6 protein-coding genes are annotated in these 4,039 nt (G+C 45.5%); 1 reads left to right on the top strand and 5 read right to left on the bottom strand.

Annotation, left to right across the window (positions count from 1 at the left end; all coding sequences use genetic code 11):
- Positions 1-683: class 1 fructose-bisphosphatase (locus Q0200_RS09625; RefSeq protein ID WP_297940716.1), on the bottom strand; the 683-nt coding region annotated here is incomplete at its 3' end.
- On the bottom strand, positions 680-1,162 hold the full coding sequence (mobB, locus tag Q0200_RS09620; protein WP_297940714.1) for a molybdopterin-guanine dinucleotide biosynthesis protein B: 483 nt from the start codon (positions 1,160-1,162) through the stop codon (positions 680-682). The genes Q0200_RS09625 and mobB, both read right to left, overlap by 4 nt.
- A gap of 100 nt (positions 1,163-1,262) precedes the next feature.
- Here mobB and Q0200_RS09615 point away from each other — a divergent pair, with 100 nt between their 5' ends.
- The gene (locus Q0200_RS09615; RefSeq protein ID WP_297940712.1) at positions 1,263-1,757 is read left to right on the top strand and encodes a hypothetical protein; all 495 of its coding nucleotides are present in this window, start codon (positions 1,263-1,265) and stop codon (positions 1,755-1,757) included.
- Here Q0200_RS09615 and Q0200_RS09610 read toward each other — a convergent pair.
- The 3 genes from Q0200_RS09610 to Q0200_RS09600 are packed head-to-tail and all read right to left on the bottom strand — an operon-like array spanning position 1,657 to position 4,017.
- Positions 1,657-3,291 (bottom strand): lytic transglycosylase domain-containing protein, encoded by a 1,635-nt coding sequence (locus Q0200_RS09610; protein WP_297940710.1) that lies wholly within the window; start codon positions 3,289-3,291, stop codon positions 1,657-1,659. The two genes, Q0200_RS09615 and Q0200_RS09610, sit on opposite strands and share 101 nt — an antisense overlap.
- Positions 3,275-3,562 (bottom strand): YggT family protein, encoded by a 288-nt coding sequence (locus tag Q0200_RS09605; RefSeq protein WP_297940707.1) that lies wholly within the window; start codon positions 3,560-3,562, stop codon positions 3,275-3,277. Before Q0200_RS09605 ends, Q0200_RS09610 begins: the two co-directional genes overlap by 17 nt.
- Positions 3,559-4,017 carry a hypothetical protein gene (locus Q0200_RS09600; RefSeq protein WP_297940705.1) on the bottom strand — a complete coding sequence of 153 codons (459 nt, stop codon included), beginning with the start codon at positions 4,015-4,017 and terminating at the stop codon, positions 3,559-3,561. Before Q0200_RS09600 ends, Q0200_RS09605 begins: the two co-directional genes overlap by 4 nt.
- Positions 4,018-4,039 lie beyond the last annotated feature (22 nt).

The following is a 4,039-nucleotide window of genomic DNA, read 5'->3' as shown; positions in this document are numbered from 1 at the left end:
TCAAAGACAACCCTTAGCTTGCCATTTGGATGATCGCTCGTTGCTGGGTAGCTAAAAAGACCGCCGCCTTTTAGTAAAATTTGATGCAGGTCGCTCACCATGGCGCCTGAGTATCTGAGACGGTACCCCTGCAAAAACAGCTCGCGGATAAATTTAGCGTGAGTTTCGCTCCAGCCCTTTTGCGTCGCGCCGGTGGCGTTTAGCTTGCCTTTTTGCGCAAGCGCTAGATTTTTGATAAATTTAAACTCGCCATCCCTACCCAGGCGGTAGAGCGCGGGAGCTGTATCACCCTCGCAAAGCACGAGCTCGAGGCGCGGGCCGTAAACGACGTAGGCGGCGGCTTTTAGATTTTGCGGCGTTAGCTCATTTTCGTAAATGCCAAAAATCGAGCCGATGGAAAAATTTACATCCACCAGGCTAGAGCCGTCTAGCGGATCGTAGGCAACGATAAATTTAGCGCTCTCGTTTAGCGCCAGCATATCCTCTTTTTCTTCGCTAACGAGCGCTTTTACGCAGGCTAAATTTGCAAACTCGGCCGTGATTATCTCGTCGCTTCTCACGTCTAGCTTTAGCTGCGTATCACCCGTGGCGTTGGCGTGATCAGTGTAGCCCAGATCGGCGTACTTTATCTCTTCGCCGATTTTTACGGCGATTTTTTTAATCGTTTCGAAAATTTCGTTCATTTTAAAACCTTTGCGTTTTTTAGTATCCACTCGCAGATAGCCTGCGTATCGTCTAGATCGAAGTTTGGCTTATCGATCTCGTAGTCTCTTTTGTAGCTTGCGATCGCGTTTGAAAAGCTAAGATAATCCTCGTTTATCTCGTCCTTAAATACGCTAATGCGCGGCAGCGGTAGGGTCTTTAGCCCCTCTACTAGCAGAAGGTCAAACTCACCCACCATCGCTACGACGTCCTCCACGCTCTTGCTCTCTTGCGAGAAAAAGGTCGTGCGCGTCGGACTCATGACCGCTACCTCGGCGCCTATTTGGCTAAATTTATAGCTATCCTTGCCCTCGACGTCAAATCTCGCCTTGTCGCCCGGGTCGTGCTTGATGATCACGACTTTTAGTCCGTCATCGATAAATTTTTTAGCAACCTTTAAAATAAGCGTAGTTTTACCGCTATTTGAAGGCCCTGAAAACGCCATCGCCGCTTTTTTCATTTTTCTCCGAATTTTTGAAATTTATGCGGATTATAGCAAATTTAGGCTTTTTAAAAGCAAAATTTATCTAAAATAGCGCCAAATTTAAAGAGGTTTTAAAATGAAAAAGAGCGTATTTTTCTTAAGTTTTATTTTGGCGTTAGTCGGTTGCGCGGATAAAAAATATATCCACGAACCGCTAAAAAACGAGCTTTTAGCCTACACTAGCAAGTCTGAGATCATAGATGCCAAGACGAATATCCTAATCGTCGCGACCTATCTAAATCCGATCTATAACGAGCTGATCGATGAACAAAAAAGAGAGAAATTCGTCGTGGCCGTACACCCCAAAGAAGCTAAAATTTTAGAGGAGAGCTTCACGGCAAACGGCTCGCAGCGAGGCATCATGGTTAGACGCCTAGCCGCAAACGATCCGCTTTTGCAAAAAATTAGCTTTGAGGTTCCGTGGGCTCAATACTTTGAAGTCAGCACCCCGGAAGTCTCAAACGACAAAATCAATCTTGATTTCGAAATTTATCCGTCAAAGAAGGCGTCTTTAAGCTTTCAAAAAGTGTCGAAATCGATGTACTGGAACGGAGAAGCCTTAGGTAAATAACGTAGTTTGCGAGTACCTTTTTGCCGTAGTCGCGACTCTCGGCAAAGGGTACGAGCTCCATGGATAAAAACGGCTCATACTCGCCTTCGTTAAAAAGGTCGCCTCGCTGAAGCATTTTCTTAGTAAAGCCTATACCGCCGTTATATGCGTAAGCGACGAATAGCGGATGATAGAGGTATTTCTCCAAATAATTTAGATGATGATCCGCAAATTTTAACGCAAGACGCGGGTCAAACATATCGTCTTGGTCGAAATTTGGGATTTGTAGCTCTTTTTTGCCGATATGGTTAGCCAAAAACGGCATAAATTGCATCATACCAAGCGCATAAGAGGTCGAGATGACGGCTGGGATAAAGCGGCTCTCTTGTCTGCCGATCGCGTAAAGAAGCGCTTTTCTAGTCTCGTTTACGTCCTCTAGCTCATCAACAAACGGCATGACGAAGTAACTATCCTTGTAGCCGCTTGCTTTTTCCATCAAGTATGCGTAGTGACCCAGCGTCTCTTTGGTGTTAAAAGTCTCGGAGTGCTTTGCGGCGTCCTGCGCGCTCATCTCTTTTATCATTTTAAAAGTCTTTTGCCACAAAAACGGATCTTTTATGTCGTAGTCCGCCACCTTTTCTTTTGTAGGCGTCGGCGAAACGATATTTACGGCGGGACTACCGGTTAGCTCGTTTGCGTAGAGAGTATAGATATTTACGTCGTGGCTTTGATTTAGCTTCTCAAGATAGCTTCTGTCACGACTTAGCAGATATAGCCAAAATACTGCGTTATCCTTGCGGTCTTGCCTCTCAAAGGCTGCCTGCGCTCTAGTAAAAAATCTAGCCGCATCTTTTGGAGAATTTAACAAAACCGCATTAACGCCGAGCATAAAGGCGTCCTTGCCGGCAAGCTCGGTTTCTTTTATCGCGAGAAAATTTTGCCTAAATTTAGCGTATTTTTTATCGATTATCAAATCGTTTGCTAGAGTATGAAACTCCTTTTTAGCCGCGAGTAAATTTATAAAATTTACGTCAAATATCTTGTCGAATTTATCCTTTTGCGAAGACTGGTTAAAATAAACCAAAAACGCGTCCGTATCGTTAAATTTGGCAAATTCGTCCTCGGGGTGCTTCTCGTTTAGCGAGCTCAAGCGGCGATAAAGAAGCGGATCGGAGTCTTTAAATTTATCCGCCAGCTTTTGCCTCGTCTCCTTTTTTAGCTTCATCATAAAAGGCACTCTGAGGTGCTGTTTTTGGCAGGTTACGTTTGCGTCTAGGATATTTTTTGCGCTTACGCCGTCGCACTCGCTTTTTACTTTTTTGGGCGGCAAAATCTCAGCCAGTTTCTTTGCTAGTACGCCCGCTCGGCGAAAGACGTCTTTGTTTAAAATCTGCGCCTGCTCCTTGGTGTAGTCGCCTTCGGTTAAAAGGCGGTAAAAGTAGTAATCCTTAGCAAGCCCCTTAGGCTCGTCTTTTATCTCCTCAAAGCTCTTAACTCCGCCAAACGCCGCCGTCGCAAAAATCGCGGGCAGGATAAATTTAAGCAGCGTACGCAAACATAAGCCTTACGAAAAATCTATCTATAAACTGAAGCGACAAAAGCACGATAATAGGCGCTATATCTATACCGCCAAAAACCGTCGGTATCACGCGGCGGATGGCGGCATAGACGGGCTCGGTGAGGCGGTAAAGCAACTGCACGATAGGATTATAGGGATCGGGGCGCACCCAGCTTATGATCGCTGCGCCTATGATGATCCACGTGTAGGCGCTGATAACGATATGCAAGATACTGCCGACTGCTTCTAAAAATACCGAAAATATCATCGTAAAATTTCCTTTAGATACGGTTTGATGAGCGGATATAGCTCGCTAAGCTCGGGGCCGTGTTCGGCGCCCGTGAGCAAAATCCTAAGCGGCATAAAAAAGCCTTTGCCCTTTAGCCCCGTGGCATCCATGAGGGCTTTTTTTAGCTCGTTAAATTCATCAAATTCGCTCAAATTTAACTGCTCAGTCGTGACCTTTATCGCCTCGCAACCCGCCTTAAACTCATCCGGTATAAATTTGGTTGCAAAAATCGCATCAACCTTGGCTTTTATCTCGGTTAGTAGGCTGCTTTCTTGCGTGTAAAATCTAGCTATAGCGGCAAATTCGGGCTTTATACCCATTAGCGCGGCTAGTCGCTCGTCGCTTGCTCTTTTGATGTGTTCGCGGTTGATGTGCTCAAGCTGCTTGACGTCAAATTTGGCCGGAGACGCCGAAACTTTCGAGATATCAAACACAGTATGCTGAATAATTTAAAAG

Origin of the sequence: uncultured Campylobacter sp. (genome assembly GCF_938045225.1) — a bacterium.
Taxonomy (GTDB): Bacteria; Campylobacterota; Campylobacteria; order Campylobacterales; family Campylobacteraceae; genus Campylobacter_A.
Note: the sequence above shows the minus strand (reverse complement) of the source record. Positions and strands in the feature narration are given on the sequence as shown.

Coding starts and splice junctions, on each gene's coding strand:
- Q0200_RS09605 (WP_297940707.1), bottom strand. CDS start 3,562: ATGATATTTTCGGTATTTTTAGAAGCAGTCGGCAGTATCTTGCATATC.
- Q0200_RS09615 (WP_297940712.1), top strand. CDS start 1,263: ATGAAAAAGAGCGTATTTTTCTTAAGTTTTATTTTGGCGTTAGTCGGT.
- mobB (WP_297940714.1), bottom strand. CDS start 1,162: ATGAAAAAAGCGGCGATGGCGTTTTCAGGGCCTTCAAATAGCGGTAAA.